The 18,774-nt window shown below is 60.0% G+C and carries 16 protein-coding genes; 8 read left to right on the top strand and 8 right to left on the bottom strand.

Going from position 1 to position 18,774, the window contains the following annotated elements:
• The first annotated feature begins 55 nt into the window (after positions 1-55).
• Positions 56-415: a hypothetical protein gene (locus CE491_RS28485; protein ID WP_110951655.1), complete on the top strand. Its 360-nt coding sequence runs from the start codon at positions 56-58 to the stop codon at positions 413-415.
• 85 nt (positions 416-500) lie between these two features.
• Positions 501-998, top strand: coding sequence for a GreA/GreB family elongation factor (locus CE491_RS28480; RefSeq protein ID WP_110951654.1), 498 nt, complete (start codon positions 501-503; stop codon positions 996-998).
• A gap of 65 nt (positions 999-1,063) precedes the next feature.
• Here CE491_RS28480 and ettA read toward each other — a convergent pair whose 3' ends face one another.
• Entirely contained in the window at positions 1,064-2,728 is a 1,665-nt protein-coding gene (gene ettA / locus CE491_RS28475; protein WP_110951653.1) for an energy-dependent translational throttle protein EttA, read from the bottom strand.
• Between the two features lie 558 nt (positions 2,729-3,286).
• On the opposite strand from ettA, the gene CE491_RS28470 reads away from it, so the two are divergent.
• Both CE491_RS28470 and glyA read left to right on the top strand, forming a co-directional pair.
• Positions 3,287-7,108 carry an EAL domain-containing protein gene (locus tag CE491_RS28470; protein WP_110951652.1) on the top strand — a complete coding sequence of 1,274 codons (3,822 nt, stop codon included), beginning with the start codon at positions 3,287-3,289 and terminating at the stop codon, positions 7,106-7,108.
• 239 nt (positions 7,109-7,347) lie between these two features.
• The gene (glyA, locus tag CE491_RS28465) at positions 7,348-8,601 is read left to right on the top strand and encodes a serine hydroxymethyltransferase (protein WP_110951651.1); all 1,254 of its coding nucleotides are present in this window, start codon (positions 7,348-7,350) and stop codon (positions 8,599-8,601) included.
• 203 nt (positions 8,602-8,804) lie between these two features.
• Here the strand turns inward: glyA and yjiA are convergent, their stop codons facing one another.
• The 3 genes from yjiA to CE491_RS28450 form a co-directional block, all read right to left on the bottom strand.
• Complete coding sequence (yjiA, locus tag CE491_RS28460) at positions 8,805-9,782, bottom strand: GTPase (RefSeq protein WP_110951650.1); 978 nt, start codon at positions 9,780-9,782, stop codon at positions 8,805-8,807.
• 202 nt (positions 9,783-9,984) lie between these two features.
• Entirely contained in the window at positions 9,985-10,182 is a 198-nt protein-coding gene (locus tag CE491_RS28455; protein ID WP_110951649.1) for a YbdD/YjiX family protein, read from the bottom strand.
• A 26-nt stretch (positions 10,183-10,208) separates the two neighbouring features.
• Positions 10,209-12,278, bottom strand: coding sequence for a carbon starvation CstA family protein (locus tag CE491_RS28450; RefSeq protein ID WP_110951648.1), 2,070 nt, complete (start codon positions 12,276-12,278; stop codon positions 10,209-10,211).
• A gap of 182 nt (positions 12,279-12,460) precedes the next feature.
• Between CE491_RS28450 and CE491_RS28445 the strand changes: the two genes are divergently transcribed.
• Complete coding sequence (locus tag CE491_RS28445) at positions 12,461-12,829, top strand: PilZ domain-containing protein (protein ID WP_110951647.1); 369 nt, start codon at positions 12,461-12,463, stop codon at positions 12,827-12,829.
• Positions 12,830-12,992: 163 nt separating this feature from the next.
• On the opposite strand, the gene radA is transcribed toward CE491_RS28445, so the two are convergent.
• Positions 12,993-14,363 carry a DNA repair protein RadA gene (radA, locus tag CE491_RS28440; RefSeq protein WP_110951646.1) on the bottom strand — a complete coding sequence of 457 codons (1,371 nt, stop codon included), beginning with the start codon at positions 14,361-14,363 and terminating at the stop codon, positions 12,993-12,995.
• Positions 14,364-14,560: 197 nt separating this feature from the next.
• On the opposite strand from radA, the gene mscL reads away from it, so the two are divergent.
• Entirely contained in the window at positions 14,561-15,010 is a 450-nt protein-coding gene (gene mscL / locus CE491_RS28435; protein ID WP_110951645.1) for a large-conductance mechanosensitive channel protein MscL, read from the top strand.
• 169 nt (positions 15,011-15,179) lie between these two features.
• Here the strand turns inward: mscL and CE491_RS28430 are convergent, their stop codons facing one another.
• Positions 15,180-15,956 (bottom strand): ferredoxin--NADP reductase, encoded by a 777-nt coding sequence (locus tag CE491_RS28430; RefSeq protein WP_110951644.1) that lies wholly within the window; start codon positions 15,954-15,956, stop codon positions 15,180-15,182.
• Positions 15,957-16,324: 368 nt separating this feature from the next.
• Between CE491_RS28430 and CE491_RS28425 the strand changes: the two genes are divergently transcribed.
• On the top strand, positions 16,325-16,558 hold the full coding sequence (locus CE491_RS28425; RefSeq protein ID WP_234407709.1) for a helix-turn-helix domain-containing protein: 234 nt from the start codon (positions 16,325-16,327) through the stop codon (positions 16,556-16,558).
• A gap of 154 nt (positions 16,559-16,712) precedes the next feature.
• Positions 16,713-17,837, top strand: coding sequence for a methyltransferase (locus CE491_RS28420; RefSeq protein WP_110951642.1), 1,125 nt, complete (start codon positions 16,713-16,715; stop codon positions 17,835-17,837).
• Positions 17,838-17,990: 153 nt separating this feature from the next.
• Here CE491_RS28420 and CE491_RS28415 read toward each other — a convergent pair whose 3' ends face one another.
• Together CE491_RS28415 and CE491_RS28410 are read right to left on the bottom strand one after the other, a co-directional pair.
• A complete protein-coding gene (locus tag CE491_RS28415) occupies positions 17,991-18,173 on the bottom strand; it encodes a DUF2474 domain-containing protein (RefSeq protein ID WP_110951641.1) in 183 nt (60 codons plus the stop codon).
• A gap of 59 nt (positions 18,174-18,232) precedes the next feature.
• Positions 18,233-18,774 (bottom strand): cytochrome d ubiquinol oxidase subunit II (locus CE491_RS28410; protein ID WP_199885284.1); only part of this gene is annotated, 542 nt, incomplete at its 5' end.

Genomic DNA, 18,774 nt, shown 5'->3' with positions numbered 1-18,774 from the left:
CAAATAACTCACGGATCCGCTTCTAGACTTTTTACATAAGTCGAGGGAAACGTAAATGAATACGCGCTGGGCTGTGCTGTGGTGCTGTTTAGTCGTCGCCGGTTGTCAGTCTACCCACGACCAGCTAATGGCCGAGGGTTACCCACCGGCATTCGCGGATGGATTTCAGGACGGTTGCGGCAGTGGGCGACAGTCCATCGACCCTATGAAAGGGCAATACAAGAAGGATGTGCAGCGTTATCTGCGCGACACCCTTTACGCACAGGGCTGGAGCGACGGGTTCCGGCAGTGCCAGGGGCAGTTGGCAAACAGCAACGTCCAGGATCAGGGCAGAGACAGCATCTGGAACGATCGTGACCGAGCGTGGGAGCAACAGAAGACCCAGGACGCGGCAAAGGCCTATCGCTCCCACTGACACCTGAGTCGCTGTCAGACATTCGCGGAAACTTATGGAATGCCAGCATGGCCCAACTTTTATACGCCATGAACAGGAGCACGCCATGAGTCGGGCCTTCGTCAATGAAGAACATGCCGCCGCCCAGGCCAGTCAACCGGTGGAACGGCAGATCAGCGCACAACCCAATTACGTCACCGCCAGTGGACTCGCCCAATTGCAGGCGCATGTCGCGGCGCTGCAATCGCAGCATAGCGAGCAGTCGGCCCTGGGCGAAGGCGCCGATAAACAGCGCCTGGCCGATATCGAGCGCGACCTGCGTTATTTCAATCACCGCCTGCACAGCGCTCAAGTGGTGACGCCGGCTATTTCTACCGACAAGGTGCAGATCGGCAGTTGGGTGACCTTTGCCGATGAAGAAGATCGCCAGCAGCGTGTGCAGTTGGTGGGTGAAGATCAGGCCGATGCTCCCAGTCAGCTGATCAACTGGGCATCGCCGTTGGGCAAGGCATTGTTGGGTAGTCAGGTGGGCGATGAGGTGACCTGGCAGCGGCCGGCGGGGGATCAGGTGATTGAGGTGTTGCGCATCGAAGCGGATGTGTGAGCGCGTGATGTAGCCGCTCAAAAAAACGGAGCCCGAAGGCTCCGTTTTCGTGACAACGACCCGAATCAGGCCAGTTTCTTGTGACGCACGCGGTGCGGCTGGGCAGCGGCGTCGCCGAGGCGTTTCTTGCGGTCGGCTTCGTACTCGGTGTAGTTGCCTTCGAAGAACACAGCCTGTGAATCGTCTTCGTACGCCAGGATGTGAGTCGCCACGCGGTCCAGGAACCACCGATCGTGAGAGATCACAATGGCGGCGCCCGGGAAGTCCAGCAGGGCTTCTTCCAGGGAACGCAGGGTTTCAACGTCGAGGTCGTTGGACGGTTCGTCGAGCAGCAGGACATTGCCGCCCTCCTTCAGGGTCAGCGCCAGGTGCAGACGACCGCGCTCACCACCGGACAGATCCTTGACGAACTTCTGCTGATCGCCGCCCTTGAAGTTGAAACGGCCGACGTAGGTACGCGACGGAATCTCGTAGTTGCCGATCTTGATCTGGTCGGAACCGTCGGAGATCTGCGCGAACACGGTCTTGCTGCCGTCCAGGTCGTCACGGCTCTGATCGACGCACGCCAGTTGCACGGTTTCACCGATCTCGATGGAGCCCGAGTCCGGTTGTTCCTTGCCCATCAGCATGCGGAACAAGGTCGACTTACCGGCACCGTTACCGCCAATCACGCCGACGATGGCGCCCTTGGGCATGGCGAACGACAGGTTGTCGATCAGCACGCGATCGCCGTAACCCTTGGTGACGTTCTTGAACTCGATGACCTTGTCACCCAGGCGCGGGCCGGCCGGGATGTAGATCTCGTTGGTTTCGCTGCGCTTCTGGAATTCCTGCGACTGCATTTCTTCAAAGCGTTGCAGGCGAGCCTTGGATTTGGACTGGCGAGCCTTTGCGCCTTTGCGCACCCACTCCAGTTCTTCCTTCATGGCCTTTTCGTGAGCCGACTGTTGCTTGGATTCCTGGGCCAGACGATCGGACTTGGCTTCGAGCCAGCCAGAGTAGTTGCCCTCGTAAGGAATACCAGCGCCGCGGTCGAGTTCCAGAATCCATCCGGCGACGTTGTCCAGGAAATAACGGTCGTGCGTGATCGCAACCACGGTGCCTGGGAAGTCGTGCAGGAAGTGCTCGAGCCAGGCTACCGAGTCGGCGTCCAGGTGGTTGGTCGGTTCGTCGAGCAGCAGCATGTCCGGCGCGGACAGCAGCAAACGGCACAGCGCCACGCGACGCTTTTCACCACCAGACAGGTGTTCGACCCTGGCGTCCCAGGCTGGCAGGCGCAGCGCATCAGCGGCGACTTCCAGTTGGCGCTCGAGGTTGTGGCCGTCGCTGGCCTGCAGGATGGCTTCGAGCTTGGCCTGTTCGGCGGCGAGCTTGTCGAAATCGGCGTCGGGCTCAGCGTAGGCGGCGTAGACCTCGTCCAGACGCGCCTGGGCATCCTTGATCACGCTGACCGCTTCCTCCACCACTTCACGCACGGTCTTGGTCGGGTCCAGCTGTGGCTCCTGAGGCAGGTAGCCGATGTTCAGTTCCGGCATCGGCCGCGCTTCGCCGTCGAACTCGGTGTCGACGCCGGCCATGATTTTCAGCAGTGTGGACTTACCCGAACCATTGAGGCCGAGAACACCGATCTTGGCGCCCGGGAAAAAGGAAAGGGAGATGTTTTTCAGGATTTCCCGCTTCGGCGGAACAACTTTGCTCAGCCGATGCATAGTGAAGACGTATTGGGCCATGAATTGAAAACCTGTTTTGGGACTATGAATAAGGGCGCGAGCTGGGCTGGTACGAAAGGTGGCTGCGCTCAGCCAGGCTGCGTTAAAAACAGGCTCGGGAGGCTCATTCAGGAGCCTACAGTCGAACGCGACCCCGGCCGCCCATCGCCTGCTTTTGCCTTGCCTGACTTCACTCGCCGACTTTTCGTGCAAAGCCGGTGCTGCATCGCAAACATTGCTTTTTTATTTATCGTCGCAACTTGCCGCCTGGCGCATCCGGGCCTTGAATGGATTAAGGCGAGAACCAGAATAGCCGCGACAAAGCTTCCGAGTATCGGTCATGAAGCTGGAGCAATGTTTGCAAGCGTTGCGGCAATCCTGCAGAAATCGGGCACATCGCGCGTGGCGCAAAGCTACCCGAATGCGGTCGACAGGGCAAACCGTCCAGGCCTTTTAGGCTGGCACTTAGCCACAAGTCAAGGCATGCTAGCCGCCATTCGGGCGTCAAGCATATAGTGCATTTCGCACACGCTGATTCAGTCCAGTAGTCAGGATCACAGTTTGTCCACACCAACTCCCATGTCTCCCTTGCGCGCTCCGAAAAGCGGGAACGTCGTGCCTTTGCGAGGCTCACTGAAAGGCGCGCTGGCGGTCCTGGTGCTGCTGATGCTCGTGCTTTTGTTGTGGCAGCTGTTCGACCAGTTTCAGCAGACGCAGGAACGGCAGCGCCAGCGCAGCATCGATTACAGCATTCAGCTTGCCGACCGGATAAGCCTGAACATGGCGCTCAATGCGCAAGTGGCGCTGAATATCCTGGACGACGCCAAGGGTAAGCTGCTGACCGCCGATCTGTATGCCGCACCCCTCGAACGCCTGCGCCAGGCAATGCCAGGGCTGCGCAGCGTCGCCTGGCTCGACGATGACGGCAATATCGTCGCCGACAGCGGCCAGGCCAGCACAGACGCCAGCTTTTTGACTCAGCAGCGTGAACGCATCGCAGGTCGCACGTACTATTACGCCGCTGCGGCGGACGGCTCGCTTTTCTATCTCTTCGTCCGCCAACCCGGCAACGACGGTGAGCGCTATTGGGCCATTCGTCTGGAAGCGCAGACGTTGAAATCGCTGACGCGACAAAGCAATCAGGACTTCAAGGCGGCATGGCAGCTGGAAAACCGTGTCACGCAGCGCCCGATCTATCAGGGGAATGCGGACAAAAACCGTGCCGACGACGGCAACGTACAGACCATTCTGCTCGAACCATTGACCAACAGTGATTGGCAACTGCGTGGTCTGTTCGATGCCAGCAAAGTGCGCCAGGCGCTGATCGCGCCGTTGGTCGGGAAATGCCTGACCGCCCTGCTCTGCTCTATCGTGCCGCTGCTCGCGTTGCGTAGCCTGCGTCGTCGGCAGCTGCAGTTGCATGAGAGCCGTCGTCGTTACAAGGACATCTTCGAAGGCACGGGGGTGGCATTGTGCGTACTGGATCTGTCCGATTTACCCGAGTACCTGCAGAAGCTCCAGCTAAACAACAGTGAGGCACTGCACCAGTGTCTGGTCAACCATCCGGACCAGCTCAATGGCTTGCTGCATCAGCTACGCATTACCGAGGTCAATCAGGTCGCGGCCCATCTGCTTCGCGTCGAGTCCGCCGCCCAGGTATGGCAGCAGTTGATCGAAGGTTGCCCACTTTCCCGCCAGGGCATCGGCGTACAACTGATCAGTGCCGTGCTCGATTGCCAGCCGCAGCTGGAGCTCGAAATACTGCTGCCAAATGCCGATGGCCATGATCAGCACCTTTGGTTGGTGGTACGGCTGCCCGAGCAGCCGCAAGACTTCAACGCCGTGATCCTCAGCATCAACGACATCACCAACCGCAAGCAGGCTGAACTTGCGTTGCAGGAACGAGAAAGTTTCTGGTCGGACGTGGTGCGTACCGTGCCCGATCATCTGTACGTGCAGGACGTCATCAACCGACGCATGATCTACAGCAACCATCATCTGGGCCGGACCCTGGGTTACAGCAAGCAAGAGCTGCTGCAGATGGGCGATCATTTCTGGGAAATCCTGCTGCACCCGGATGACACCGAGCCTTACGAACAATTGCGCCGCACTCGCACCGAAGAGGGCCGCAGCGACCTCACGCAATGCCAGTTGCGCTTTCGGAACAGACAGGCTCGCTGGCGACGCTTCGACATACGCGAGCAGGCACTGGCGTCCGACAAGAACGGGCGGGTGACGCGCATTATTGGCGTGGCCAAGGACATTACCGAGCAGGTCGAGGCCAGCCAGTCCCTGCGCGACAGCGAGCATCGCTATCGCATGCTGGCCGAAAGCATCAGCGACGTGATCTTTTCCGCCGACCAGAAATTTTGTCCCAATTACGTCAGCCCCTCGGTCACCAGCGTGCTGGGTTACACCGCTGAGTCGATTCTGCAAAACGGCTGGAATTCGATCATCGCCAACCCGCAGCAACTGGCGAACCTGCAACGTCTGCTGCATCGCGTCGGCAAGGCGCTGAACAAGCCGGAAACCCTGGCAGCGCTGCGCAGCGAGGTCACGACGAAGCTGTACCTGTTCGACTGCCTGCGCGCCGACGGCCGCAAGATTCCCGTCGAGCTGCGTCTGGTGTTGGTGTGTGACGATTCCGGCGCATTCGAAGGCATTCTCGGTGTCGGTCGTGACGTCAGTCAGCAGCGTCGTGCAGAAAAAGACCTGCGCATGGCGGCGACAGTATTCGAACATTCGACCTCGGCCATCCTGATTACCGACCCCGCCGGGTACATCGTGCAGGCCAACAATGCGTTCACCCGGGTCAGCGGTTATGCCGTGTCGCAAGTGGTGGATCAGTTGCCGATGATGCTCACCGTCGAGGATCAGCAGGAAGCCCAGATGGGCTACATCCTCAAGCAATTGCACCAGCGCGGCAGCTGGGAAGGTGAGCTGTGGTTCAAACGCCGCGATGGCGAACATTACCCGGCGTGGGTCGGCATCACGGCGGTGTTCGATGATGAAGGCGATCTGGCCAGCTACGTGTGCTTCTTCAGTGACATCAGCGAGCGCAAGGCCAGTGAACAGCGCATTCACCGGCTGGCGTATTACGACGCGCTGACCCATCTGCCCAATCGCACGCTGTTCCAGGACCGTCTGCACAGCGCTTTGCAGCATGCCGAGCGCCAGCAGGCCTGGGTGGTGCTGATGTTCCTCGACCTGGACCGCTTCAAACCGATCAACGACTCCCTGGGCCATGCCGCAGGCGACCGCATGCTCCAGGACATGGCCGCGCGGCTGCTGGAATGCGTTGCCGAAGGCGACACCGTGGCACGCATGGGCGGCGACGAATTCACCCTGCTGCTGCAGCCGCGCGCTACGCAGCAGGCAGCGCTGACCCGCGCCATTCATGTCGCCGAGCAGATTCTCGCCAGTCTGGTGAAGCCCTTCGTGCTCGAAGGCCGGGAGTTTTTCGTCACGGCCAGTATCGGTATCGCGCTGAGCCCTCAAGACGGTAACGAGCTGAGCCAGTTGATGAAGAACGCCGACACGGCGATGTATCACGCCAAGGAGCGCGGCAAGAACAACTTCCAGTTCTATCAGGCGGACATGAACGCCAGCGCCCTTGAGCGCCTGGAACTGGAGAGCGACCTGCGCCACGCGCTGGAGCAGGAAGAATTCACGCTGTATTACCAGCCGCAATTCAGCGGCGACGGCAAGCGCCTGACTGGCGCCGAAGCCCTGTTGCGCTGGCGTCATCCGCGTCGCGGGTTGGTGCCGCCAGGGGATTTCATCCCGGTACTCGAAGAGTTGGGGCTGGTGGTCGAAGTCGGCGAATGGGTAATCAAGCAAGCCTGTCGCCAGCTGCGCGAATGGCACAAGGCAAGGGTTCGGGTGCCGAAGGTTTCGGTCAACATCTCGGCGCGGCAGTTCTCCGATGGTCAGTTGGGCATGCGCATCGCCAACATCCTGCAGGAAACCGGGCTGCCGCCTGCGTGTCTGGAGCTGGAGCTGACCGAAAGTATCCTGATGCGTGAAGTCAGCGAAGCGATGCAGATCCTCGATGGCCTCAAGCGTCTGGGCCTGAGCATCGCGGTAGACGACTTCGGCACCGGTTACTCGTCACTGAACTATCTCAAGCAGTTCCCCATCGACGTACTGAAGATCGACCGCACCTTCGTCGATGGCCTGCCTTCGGGCGAGCAGGACGCGCAGATTGCCCGCGCCATCATCGCCATGGCCCACAGTCTGAACCTGGCGGTGATCGCGGAGGGCGTAGAAACCTACGACCAACTGGAGTTCCTGCGCGAACATGGCTGCGACGAAGTCCAGGGCTACCTTTTCGGCCGCCCGATGACGCCTTCGCGGTTCGAAGCGCAGTTCAGTAATGACGCGCTGTTCATGCTTGATTAACGCCTCACTTCAGACACAAAACCTGCAGGAGCGCGCCTGCCCGCGATTGCGTCGTGTCAGGCGATGCATGCGTTACAAGGTCTACCGCAATCGGGCAAGCCAGCTCCAACGGGGCCATGCGTCGGTCTCGAACTGAATGAAAACCGCTTGTCCAGCACATGACTGCCTTTCATATGCCAGATAAAAGCCGATGTTGTAGAATGCCCCCCTTTTCTACTGCCCGATCCCCGAGGACCGCCATGTTCAGCCGTAATTTGACTATCGCCAAGTACGACTCCGACCTGTATGCCGCTATGGAGCAAGAGGCCAAGCGTCAGGAAGAGCACATCGAGCTGATCGCCTCGGAAAACTACACCAGCCCCGCAGTCATGGAAGCCCAGGGCTCGGTGCTGACCAACAAGTACGCTGAAGGCTACCCGGGCAAGCGTTACTACGGCGGCTGCGAATACGTCGATATCGTCGAGCAACTGGCCATCGACCGCGCCAAACAGCTGTTCGGTGCCGACTACGCCAACGTCCAGCCACACGCCGGCTCCCAGGCCAACAGCGCTGTTTACCTGGCCCTGCTGAACGCCGGCGACACCATTCTGGGCATGAGCCTGGCCCACGGCGGCCACCTGACCCACGGTGCCAGCGTTTCCTCCTCCGGCAAGCTGTACAACGCTGTTCAATACGGCATCGACGGCAATGGCCTGATCGACTACGACGAAGTCGAGCGTCTGGCCGTCGAGCACAAGCCAAAAATGATCGTGGCCGGTTTCTCGGCTTACTCGCAAATCCTCGACTTCCCACGCTTCCGCGCCATCGCTGACAAAGTCGGCGCTTACCTGTTCGTCGACATGGCTCACGTGGCCGGTCTGGTCGCCGCTGGCGTCTACCCGAATCCGGTGCCATTCGCCGACGTCGTGACCACCACCACCCACAAGACGCTGCGCGGTCCACGTGGCGGCCTGATCCTGGCTCGCGCCAACGCCGACATCGAGAAGAAGCTGAACTCCGCTGTGTTCCCAGGTGGCCAGGGCGGCCCGCTGGAGCACGTTATCGCGGCCAAGGCGATCTGCTTCAAGGAAGCGCTGCAACCTGAGTTCAAGACCTACCAGCAACAAGTGGTGAAGAACGCCAAGGCCATGGCCGGTGTGTTTATCGAGCGCGGTTTCGACGTGGTGTCCGGCGGAACCGAAAACCACCTGTTCCTGCTGTCCCTGATCAAACAGGACATCTCCGGTAAAGACGCCGACGCCGCTCTGGGTCGCGCCTTCATCACCGTGAACAAGAACTCCGTGCCGAACGACCCGCGCTCCCCGTTCGTCACCTCCGGCCTGCGCTTCGGTACTCCGGCTGTGACCACTCGCGGCTTCAAGGAAGCAGAATGCAAGGAACTGGCTGGCTGGATCTGCGACATCCTGGCTGACCTGAATAATGAAGCGGTGATCGACGCCGTTCGCGAGAAAGTCAAAGCCATCTGCGCCAAGCTGCCGGTTTACGGCGCTTGATAGCGGTTCAGTGATGTGAAAAAGCCCGGCTCTTGAGCCGGGTTTCTTTTTATCTGGTGAACGATGACCAGGCCTGTGGGAGCGAGCTTGCTCGCGAAGGCGTCAGGTCAGTCGCATCAGCATCGCCTGATCCTCCGCTTTCGCAAGCAAGCTCGCTCCCACAGAGGTTTCGTTCCCACAGTTGCGCGCGGTGGGTCTGAAATTCAATCCGCCTCCACTTCGGCAAACCCTTCGCGAATCTTCTCCTGCGGCAAGTCATCGGCAATGAACACGATCACGCTTTCACGCTTTTCATCCGCGTCCCACTCCACGTCGAAATCAAAGCCATACAACTTCAATACGCCCTGGAATACCAGCTTGCGGTCTTCGCCAGCGATGTTGAGCACGCCCTTGTAGCGCAGCAACTGCTTGCCGTGGTCTTCGAGCAGGTCGTTCATGAAGGTGCTGAGCCTATCGATATCCAGCGCCTTATCGGTGCGCAGAACCAGGCTGCTGATGCGGTCGATGGAGCGCCCGGCAGGCGCCGCAGGGCGCAGGGTCATGCCGCCGACATCCGCATTGAGATTGAAGCCTCGCACGTCCAGCAATTGGGCCAGATCGATCTTGCCGTGCTCCACCACACGAATCGGCGCGCGACGGTTGATGCGGGTCAGGCGCTCGCTCAAGGCCCGGAACGTGACTTCGTCCACCAAATCGGTCTTGCTCACCAGCAAGCGGTCGGCAAACCCGATCTGGGCCTGGGCGATGGTCTGTTCCAGGTGCGCATCGGCGTGCGCGGCGTCGACCAGGGTAATGATGCCGTCGAGGATGTAGCGTTCGCGCAGTTCCTCGTCGATGAAAAAGGTTTGAGCCACCGGCGCAGGATCGGCAAGGCCGGTGCACTCGATCACCAGACGATCAAAGGCGATCTCGCCGCTGTCCAATCGCTCCAGCAGCAGGACCAGTGCCTTGGTCAGGTCGGTGTGGATAGTGCAGCACACGCAGCCGTTGGACAGTGTCATCACCTGCACCGGCTCATCGCCAAGTAACTGCGTGTCGACCCCGGCGTCACTGAATTCGTTTTCGATCACAGCGATTTTCAAGCCGTGCTCTGCCTTGAGCAGATGACGCAGCAACGTGGTCTTGCCCGCGCCGAGAAAACCACTCAGGACGGTGACGGGAATGGGTTGCGATACGGTCATGCCTACTCCTGCTTTAATATTTTTGCTGACGATGTACCGCTCAAGGAGTGCGCTTGCCCGCGATTGCGATAGATCTGCAACAAACGAGTCACAGACAGATCGCAATCGCGGGCAAGCGCACTCCTACAACGGCCCTCGCAAATAAAAACGCGCCACGACAAGCGTGGCGCGTCAGGTCAAACGAAGGCGACAGCCTAAGCCATCAACAGCACTTGGGCCCACTCTTGCCGCCGTAACGCGCATCCTGGCGTTCTCGAAAGAACGCCTCATACGACATCACTGGCTTGTCCGGGTGGGTGTTCTGCATATGCTCGACATAGTTGTCGTAGTCCGGCATGCCCACCATCAGACGCGCAGCCTGACCCAAATACTTACCCAGACGACTCAGGTCATTGAACATATGCAGCTCCTCGCCTCACAGCGCACTCAATGGGTTTTCGGGAAGGCCTGGAATGGCGCTTCCTTGTCGGTACGCTCTTTCTTGACCCACGCCGCGCGACCGACCTTGATCGCGTAGAACAGGATGCTCAGCACCACGAACAGGAACAGCGCGGTCAGCGCCGCATTGGTGTACGCGTTGAAGATCACGTGCTGCATTTGATCCATCGTCTTGGCCGGGGCCAGCACCTGACCGGCATCTGCCGCAGCGCTGTATTTCTTGGCCAGGGCCAGGAAGCCAACCGCAGGGCTTGGGTCGAACAACTTGATGAAGCCAGCAGTCACGGTGCAGATCAACAGCCATGACGCCGGGAGAATCGTGACCCAGGCGTATTGTTGGCGTTTCATTTTGATCAGCACCACTGTCGCCAGCATCAGCGCGATACCCGCCAGCATCTGGTTGGAGATCCCGAACAGCGGCCACAGGGTGTTGATGCCGCCCAGCGGATCGATCACGCCTTGATACAGCAGATAACCCCACAACGCCACGCAACCGCCAGTGCCGATGGCGTTGGCCGTCCAGGACTCGGTGCGTCTGAGCGAAGGCACGAAACTGCCGAGCAGGTCCTGCAGCATGAAGCGTCCGGCACGGGTACCGGCATCAACCGCTGTCAGGATGAACAGCGCTTCGAACAGGATCGCGAAGTGGTACCAGAACGTCATCGTGTTTTGGCCGGGGAAGGCCTGATGCAGGATCTGCGCGATACCCACCGCCAACGTCGGCGCACCACCGGCGCGAGCCAGTACGGTGTTTTCGCCGATATCCTTGGCCACGGCGGTCAGTTGATCCGGAGTGATCACGAAGCCCCAACTGCTGACCATCTGCGCGACTGAGTTGACATCAGCGCCGACGATCGCCGCCGGGCTGTTCATGGCGAAATACACGCCTGGATCAATGACCGAAGCGGCAACCATCGCCATGATCGCCACGAAGGACTCCATCAGCATGCCGCCGTAACCGATGTAACGGGCGTTGACTTCGTTGTCCAACAGCTTGGGCGTGGTGCCTGAAGAGATCAGCGCATGGAAGCCGGACACCGCGCCACAGGCGATGGTGATGAACAGGAACGGGAACAATGTGCCTTTCCAGACCGGGCCGGTGCCGTCGGTGAACTGGGTCAGGGCCGGCATTTTCAGCTCAGGCGCCAGAATCAGAATGCCGATCGCCAAGGCGACGATGGTGCCGATTTTCAGAAAGGTCGACAGGTAGTCACGCGGTGCGAGCACCAGCCACACCGGCAGCATGGCCGCGACGAAGCCGTAGCCCACCAGCATCCAGCTGATCTGCACGCCGGTGAAGGTGAACAATGGCGCCCATTCAGCGCTGGCTGCCACTTGGCCACCGAGCCAGATCGACAGCAGCAACAGCACCACGCCCACCACCGAGATCTCGCCGATGCGGCCCGGACGAATGAAGCGCATGTAGATGCCCATGAACATCGCGATCGGGATCGTCGCCATGACCGTGAACATGCCCCATGGGCTTTCAGCCAGGGCCTTGACCACGATCAGCGCCAGCACCGCGAGGATGATAATCATGATCAGGAAGCAGCCGAACAAGGCAATGGTGCCAGGGATGCGGCCCATTTCCTCACGGACCATGTCGCCCAACGACCGGCCGTTACGGCGGGTGGAGAGGAACAGGATCATGAAGTCCTGCACCGCGCCTGCCAGCACGACCCCGGCGATCAGCCAAAGAGTGCCGGGCAGGTAGCCCATTTGCGCGGCCAGTACCGGACCGACCAGAGGGCCTGCGCCTGCGATGGCCGCGAAATGGTGGCCGAAAAGAATGTGTTTGTTGGTCGGCACGTAGTCCAGACCATCGTTGTTCAACACCGCAGGCGTTGCCCGGGTCGGGTCCAGTTGCATGACGCGACTGGCGATGAACAGACTGTAGTAGCGATAAGCGACCAGATAGATGGCGACCGCGGCAACCACAATCCAGAGTGCGTTGATTGCTTCTCCCCGACGCAATGCAACCACTCCCAGGGCCCAGGCCCCAAGAATCGCAACTATCAGCCAGGGCACATGGCGCAGCAGACTATTATTGTTTTTCATTTTTTATTTCCAGCAGAGTGGACGTGTATTGAGCAGCTGACAGAGTTTAGCGCTGCTGGAGCGAAAGGCCACCCCCCACAATGGTCTAGCCCGGGATTTGGCCTATAGTCACAGCAGCTGTAGCTCACTCGGGGTCCTGGTTGACCAGGCCCTGGCTGCCGGAGCCAAGGAGAAGTCGCGTCATGACAGATTCCCACGAAGACCGTCGTCGTTTTAAACGTATCTCGTTCGATGCCAGGACCGAACTGACCCAGGGCGCCAAGAGCTGGCCGGTGCAGTTGATCGATGTGTCGTTGAAAGGGTTGCTGATCGAGCGGCCCGACCCGTGGCAGGGCGACCCTGATGAGTCTTTCATCGTCGACATTCATTTGAATGTCGATATCGATGTGCGCATGGAGGTGAGGCTGACCCATGACGCTCACAATCATCTGGGTTTCGTCTGTGAACACATTGGCCTGGATTCAGTGACCCACCTGCGGCGGCTGGTCGAGCTGAACCTGGCCGACCATGATGAGCTGGAGCGGGAATTGGCGGCGTTGATTGAGGTTTGAGATCAAATGCGCCCCTCATACGGCCCGGACCTGTGGGAGCGAGTCTGCTCACGAAGACTATCGTTCCACACTTGGAGATGTGTCGGATGTACTGACCTCTTCGCGAGCAAGCTCGCTCCCACAGGTTCCGGGCCAGCCAAGAAATGAGCGTCAATTCCCTCGCCTATTCCTCAAACAACGCATCCAGCGCCTGATCCAGTCGAGTCACGGCGATCACCGTCAACCCCGCGGGCGACTCTTTCGGCGCGTTGCCCTTGGGCACGATGGCGCGCTTGAAGCCGTGTTTGGCCGCTTCCTTCAAGCGCTCCTGGCCGCTCGGCACAGGGCGCACTTCGCCGGACAACCCCACTTCCCCGAACACCAGCAAATCTCCCGGCAACGCCCGATTGCGCAGGCTCGACATGACAGCCGCCATCAATGCCAGGTCCGATGCGGTTTCCAGCACCTTGACCCCGCCGACCACGTTGAGGAACACATCCTGATCATGGGTCGGAATTCCGCCATGACGGTGCAGGACCGCCAGCAGCATCGCCAGCCGATTTTGATCCAGGCCCAAGGTCACGCGGCGCGGGTTGGACAGATGGCTGTCGTCCACCAGCGCTTGCACTTCGACCAGCATTGGCCGGGTGCCTTCCCACGTGGCCATGACCACGCTGCCTGCGACAGCTTCCTGCGCGCGTGTCAGAAAGATCGCCGAAGGGTTGGAGACTTCTTTCAGACCTTTGTCGGTCATGCCGAACACGCCCAGTTCATTGACCGCGCCGAAACGGTTCTTCACCGCGCGTAGCAAACGTAGGCGGCCATCCGACTCGCCCTCGAAATACAACACGGTATCGACCATGTGTTCGAGGACGCGTGGGCCGGCCAGCGCGCCCTCCTTGGTCACGTGGCCGACCAGAAAAATCGCCGTGCCGCTCTGTTTGGCGTAGCGCACCAGCAGCGCCGCACTCTCGCGCACCTGAGACACGCCGCCAGGAGCCGATTGCAGTTGCTCGGTGAAAATCGTTTGAATCGAGTCGATCACCATGACTTTCGGCTGTTCGGCCCGAGCCGTGGCGATGATGCTTTCGATGCACGTTTCGGTCATCACTCGCAGTTTGTCCTGGGGCAGCCCCAGACGGCGCGCGCGCATGGCGACCTGTTGCTGCGATTCCTCGCCGGTCACGTACAGGGCCGGCATGCGCTCGGCGATGGCGCACAGGGTCTGCAAGAGAATGGTCGATTTGCCGATACCCGGATCGCCGCCGATCAACACCACGGAGCCGTCCACCAGACCACCACCGAGCACGCGGTCCAACTCGGCGGAATTGGTGGAGAAGCGCGGGATTTCTTCGACGCTGACTTCGGCCAGGGTCTTGATCTGCGCCTGCTGCCCGGTCCAGCCCGCACGGCCACTGGGCGCCGCTGCACCGCCGCTTTCGATGACCGTCTCGACCAGAGTGTTCCATGCGCCGCATTCGCCGCATTGCCCGGCCCATTTGGGAAAGGTCGCGCCGCACTCGGTGCAGCCATACATGCGTTTGGCCTTGGCCATGGAACCCCCGCCGCAAAAAAGGGGCAATCATACCCCATGCCTGAAACGCTGGCGCGGGATGGCCGGCGCAGACACGTTTGTGAATGATTTCATAAAACTAACCGGGCTAAAGCCGGTCGATTGCATGGATTGCGCGGGATGCGTGTAGCTGGCATACACTGCATTCACCACCCTCATCTGTAACAAAGGAATACACCATGAGCGTACTAAGCGAGTTCAAAGCCTTTGCCGTCAAAGGAAACGTGGTCGACATGGCCGTCGGTATCATCATTGGCGCGGCATTCGGCAAGATCGTTTCGTCGTTCGTCGGCGATGTAATCATGCCGCCCCTGGGCCTGCTGATTGGCGGCGTGGATTTCAGTGACCTGGCGGTCACCTTGCGCGGGCCAGTGGGAGATGCTCCGGCAGTGGTGCTGGCCTACGGCAAGTTCATCCAGACCGTTGTCGACTTCATCATTGTGGCATTCGCGATCTTCATGGGCGTCAAGGCGATCAACCGTCTGAAGCGCGAAGAAGCCAAGGCGCCTTCCGCTCCACCCGCACCCAGCCCGCAGGAAACCCTGCTGACCGAGATTCGTGATCTGTTGAAAGAGCAGAACAGCAAACCGGCCGCGCCGTTGCCTGTGAATCCTGATCGGTTGGTTTGATACCGCACGATCTTTCATCTGATGCTGAACCCTGTGGGAGTGAGCGTGCTCACGAAGGGACCGGTACATTCAATAGATCTCCAACGGATGAAACAAAGCCTTCGTGAGCACGCTCACTCCCACAGGTTTTGTAATCACCCTGCAAATGCGCAGTGCCCTCTGGTAATCCCTACCAATAATTCTCCACCGCCACCTGTCCCGGCTTGCGGGCCAGGGCCAGGCGCATGTCGCGGGTTTTCAGCAGTGCGCGGGTGTCGTCGATCATCTCGGGATTACCACAGAGCATCACTCGCGAATGCTCGGGCGACAGCTCGACCCCCGCGGCCTTCTCCAGCTCGCCGTTCTCGATCAGCGTGGTGATCCGGCCATGCAATGCCCCCGGGTGCTCTTCACGGGTCACGGTGGCGATGAACTGGAATTTGTGGGCGTACTCGGCCAGATAGTCGCGTTGCGTCAGTTCAGCGATCAGTTCCTGATAGGCCAGCTCCTTCGCCTCACGCACGCTGTACACCAGGATGATGCGCTCGAATTTTTCCCACACTTCGAAGTTCTGCAGGATCGACAGAAACGGCGCCACACCGGTGCCCGTCGACAGCATCCACAGGTCGCGGCCGTCGGTAAAACGGTCGAGGGTCAGGTAGCCGACTGCCTGTTTCTCGATCATCAGCGTGTCGCCCACGCGCAAACGGCTCAGCTCGCTGGTGAACTCCCCGCCCGGCACCACAATGGAAAAAAACTCGAGAAACTCATCGAACGGCGATGACACCACCGAATACGCGCGCCACACCGTGCTGCCATCAGCCTTGGTCACTCCCAGCCGGGCGAACTGCCCCGCCGTGAAGCGAAACCCCGGGTCGCGCGTAGTGCGCAAGGTGAACAGGCTCGGGGTCAACGGCGTCACATCGAGCAGCGTTTGCCGGGTGAATTTCTCTGCACTGGCGGTCATGGGCGCTCCTGGCTCCTGTCACTCATTGAAGTGCATACAGTTTCCCGCAAACCGACGCCGATAAACACCGCGGGTTTGTAGTGATATCCCACCGGCGTGGTTAAGCGAGATGCAATCTTTTTTAGAGCATTTCGCGATTGGGGTTATCGCGACCGGTTAAGGCCACGCAGGTGACGCAGCCCTAACCGATTGATTACAGGCACCTTGGCAATTCGCCTTCCAGCCATGCGCCGGTCCGCTCGTCGGTAGCCGCCATGGTCCGGCAAAACGCCAGAGAATTCCTTTCCTAGACTTCAATCAAAACGGTACTGAATCTGGATTAGCCATGGAGGCTTGCAATGGAACACTTGAGACTGGACTTGCTACAGATGAGCAGAGCCGTTTCCCTGGTCCACAGTGGCCTGACATTCAGGGAGATAGAAGTCCTCAAATGGTCGGCCGAGGGCAAGACCGCCGGGGAGGTGGCGATGATTCTGAACGTTAAAATACGCACGGTGAATTTCCACATCAGCAATGCGATTCGCAAGATGGGCGTCAGCAACAAAACATCGGCAGTAGTACAGGCGGCCCTGCATGGCGTGTTTCAGCCATACGCGCTTTAAATCCGAAGTCTGGCAAATGCCGACGAAAACCCTGGGTGCGAAGCGATCAAAAAAACACGTAAAATCGCCGGTTTCGCGGTCCGGTCGCGAGGGTGCTGTCTTTACAGGCGCCGAACCACGGATCGCGTCGCCAACGAATGGAATATCCCAGCTCATGCCCCTGTTTATCACGCCTTTCGCCCAGCTCGACCTGATTCGCCAGCCGGAGCAGTCGGATGAACCGTTGCAGGCGTTCGATGCCGCTGACCAGTACCTGCTCAATCACGTCGCCGAGCACGGCCTGGCCCTGCACACACGGGTGCTGATCCTCAACGACAGTTTCGGCGCACTGGCCACCAGCCTGGCGCCCCACGCGGCGGTGTTCAGCAGTACCGATTCGTTCCTCGGCGTTCAGGCGCTGGAAAAGAATCTGGTGCGCAACCGGCAGACCTATGACGCCGTGACGGTAATCCCGGCCAGTGAACCGCTCAACGGGCCTTTCGACTGGGTGTTGATCCGCGTCCCGAAAACCCTGGCGTTGCTGGAAGAGCAGTTGATCCGCTTACAAGGTCAACTGGCGCCGGGAGCGCGGGTGGTTGCTGCAGGCATGATCAAGCATTTGCCGCGTTCGGCAGGCGAACTGATGGAGGAATACATCGGGCCAGTGCAGGCTTCGCTGGCGGTCAAGAAGGCCCGGTTGCTGTTCTGCACGCCCGAAACCAAAGACTTTCGGCCCTCGCCCTTCCCGACGCGCTACACCCTGGACGAACCGAAGATCGAGCTGGTCAACCACGCCAACGTGTTTTGCCGCGACGGCCTGGACATCGGCACCCGGGCATTTCTGCCCTACCTGCCGAAAAACCTCGGCTTGGCGCGGGTCGCGGACCTGGGCTGCGGTAACGGCGTGTTGGCGATCGCCAGCGCGCTGGACAACCCACAGGCCCAGTACACACTGGTGGATGAGTCGTTTATGGCCGTGCAGTCTGCGCAGCAGAACTGGCAGCTGGCGTTAGGCGATCGCGAAGTGGAGATTCGCGCCGGTGACGGCTTGGCCGGTCAAGAGGCTGATTCGCTGGACGTAGTGCTGTGCAACCCGCCGTTTCATCAGCAGCAAGTGGTGGGGGATTTTCTGGCCTGGCGTATGTTCCAGCAGGCGCGCTCGGCGTTGGTGACCGGTGGAGCGCTGTACATCGTGGGTAATCGCCACCTGGGGTATCACAGCAAACTGGCGCGGCTGTTTCGCGGAGTTGAGCAAGTGGCGGCGACGCCGAAGTTCGTCATTCTCAAGGCCAGAAAGTAGATCCTCCGGCGCGAGATGTCATCTGTGGGAATGAGCGTGCTTACGAAGGGGCCAGCGCATCCTGAGTAGATGTGAAGTCTGGAAGTCAGTCTTCGGGAGCAAGCTCACTCCCGCCGGATGATGTGATGCAGCCGAAGTCGTGCGGGATGCTACTCAATGTGTCTTCATCCCCGCCGCGGTCATGAACATCCTCAGCAAGGTGGCAACGACACACAGCGCCAACACGCTGCCCGTCCATATGATCACCAGCCAGCCCAGACGCTGCCATAGCGGCTTGTTCTGCGCCGGGTCCTGCTCGCGCGCAGGTCGTTCGGGAAAAGACTCTTTGCCGGACATCGCCAAACCCTCCTCTGGACTATCAGTCCCGTCGCCAGGTGGCACCGGGACCACCCTCACTAGTGGTAACCGTCCTCGTGGGTGACCTTGCCGCGGAACACGTAGTAGCTCCAGAAGGTGTACCCGAGGATGAGCGGAATGATGAACAGCGTGCCAACCAGAATGAAGCCCTGGCTCTGTGGCGGCGATGCGGCATCCCAGATCGAGATCGACGGTGGCACGATGTTCGGCCACAGGCTGATGCCCAGGCCGCTGTAGCCAAGGAAGATCAGCACCAGCGTCAGCAGGAACGGCGTGTAATGCGCGTTGCGTTCAACGGCCTTGAACAGTCCGTACAGGGTCAGCAGCACCAGCGCCGGCACTGGCATGAACCAGAACAGGTTCGGCATGCTGAACCAGCGGTCGGCGATGTCCTGATGCGCCAGCGGTGTCCACAGGCTGACGATGCCCATCACCACCAGGATGGCGAGCGCCAGGGGCCGCGCCAGGTTGTGCATGGCTTTCTGCAAATCACCTTCGGTTTTCATGATCAGCCAAGTGCAGCCGAGCAGCGCATAGGCCACGATCAGTGCCAGACCGCAGAACAGCGAAAACGGCGTCA

Origin of the sequence: Pseudomonas bohemica, assembly GCF_002934685.1 — a bacterium.
Classification (GTDB): Bacteria; Pseudomonadota; Gammaproteobacteria; order Pseudomonadales; family Pseudomonadaceae; genus Aquipseudomonas; species Aquipseudomonas bohemica.
Note: the sequence above shows the minus strand (reverse complement) of the source record. Positions and strands in the feature narration are given on the sequence as shown.

Excerpts from the sequence above, each read along its gene's own strand:
- CE491_RS28485 (WP_110951655.1), top strand. The coding sequence starts at position 56 with ATGAATACGCGCTGGGCTGTGCTGTGGTGCTGTTTAGTCGTCGCCGGT.
- CE491_RS28425 (WP_234407709.1), top strand. The coding sequence starts at position 16,325 with ATGAGCAGAGCCGTTTCCCTGGTCCACAGTGGCCTGACATTCAGGGAG.
- CE491_RS28450 (WP_110951648.1), bottom strand. The coding sequence starts at position 12,278 with ATGAAAAACAATAATAGTCTGCTGCGCCATGTGCCCTGGCTGATAGTT.
- radA (WP_110951646.1), bottom strand. The coding sequence starts at position 14,363 with ATGGCCAAGGCCAAACGCATGTATGGCTGCACCGAGTGCGGCGCGACC.
- CE491_RS28420 (WP_110951642.1), top strand. The coding sequence starts at position 16,713 with ATGCCCCTGTTTATCACGCCTTTCGCCCAGCTCGACCTGATTCGCCAG.
- CE491_RS28415 (WP_110951641.1), bottom strand. The coding sequence starts at position 18,173 with ATGTCCGGCAAAGAGTCTTTTCCCGAACGACCTGCGCGCGAGCAGGAC.
- CE491_RS28430 (WP_110951644.1), bottom strand. The coding sequence starts at position 15,956 with ATGACCGCCAGTGCAGAGAAATTCACCCGGCAAACGCTGCTCGATGTG.
- glyA (WP_110951651.1), top strand. The coding sequence starts at position 7,348 with ATGTTCAGCCGTAATTTGACTATCGCCAAGTACGACTCCGACCTGTAT.
- CE491_RS28455 (WP_110951649.1), bottom strand. The coding sequence starts at position 10,182 with ATGTTCAATGACCTGAGTCGTCTGGGTAAGTATTTGGGTCAGGCTGCG.
- CE491_RS28470 (WP_110951652.1), top strand. The coding sequence starts at position 3,287 with ATGTCTCCCTTGCGCGCTCCGAAAAGCGGGAACGTCGTGCCTTTGCGA.
- yjiA (WP_110951650.1), bottom strand. The coding sequence starts at position 9,782 with ATGACCGTATCGCAACCCATTCCCGTCACCGTCCTGAGTGGTTTTCTC.
- mscL (WP_110951645.1), top strand. The coding sequence starts at position 14,561 with ATGAGCGTACTAAGCGAGTTCAAAGCCTTTGCCGTCAAAGGAAACGTG.
- ettA (WP_110951653.1), bottom strand. The coding sequence starts at position 2,728 with ATGGCCCAATACGTCTTCACTATGCATCGGCTGAGCAAAGTTGTTCCG.
- CE491_RS28480 (WP_110951654.1), top strand. The coding sequence starts at position 501 with ATGAGTCGGGCCTTCGTCAATGAAGAACATGCCGCCGCCCAGGCCAGT.
- CE491_RS28445 (WP_110951647.1), top strand. The coding sequence starts at position 12,461 with ATGACAGATTCCCACGAAGACCGTCGTCGTTTTAAACGTATCTCGTTC.